The following is a 655-nucleotide window of genomic DNA, read 5'->3' on the forward strand; positions in this document are numbered from 1 at the left end:
TCGATGCTATCGCATTTGGCGATTTATACTGCAACGGCATTGTCGAGTTTCGACAAAAACTATTTTCAGAAACAGTTATTGAGTGTGTATTTCCGCTCTTAATCGAAGAACAGATAGATCTGTCTCGAGAGATCGCTCGACAAATCATCAACACACCGATTCGAGCCTTGCTGCAAAGCATTAATCTAAAACATCTTGAGGAACACTGCTGCGGCGCAGACTACGATAATTCCCTGCTTGAGGGATTACCCGAGTGTGTCGACCCTTGCGGAGAAGTCGGTGAATTTCATACCTTCGTGTATGACGCACCGTTCTTCAAAACAGCGATTCGCATTCACCGAACAGAACAAGAAAGGCAGACATATCATCACGGTAGAGAGATGAATATGTTAGTTCAAAAATTTGAGGCTTCGTTACCGTAACGAAAGGGCATCATGCAAAGATCTCATAACTATCGACCAGCTTACGGCTTATAAAATGGGCATGATCCTTACACTCGGTTTCATCACATTAATCACGTCTATCATCGCAGGCGTCATTGGCTTTGGTGGGGGGATGCTACTGATTGCGATTCTTCCGCTGTTTCTTAGCCCAAGCATTATCATTCCGATTCATGGCATTACCCAGATTGCGAGTAATGCTTCACGAATGTTCT

General features: G+C 44.1%; 1 pseudogene. It reads left to right on the forward strand.

The annotated features are described in order from the left end of the window. Window positions 1-422, forward strand: a pseudogene (locus A3738_RS25725) (hypothetical protein); the annotation flags it as partial. Between the last annotated feature and the right edge of the window lie 233 nt (window positions 423-655).

The sequence above is a fragment of the Oleiphilus sp. HI0066 genome (assembly GCF_001635725.1).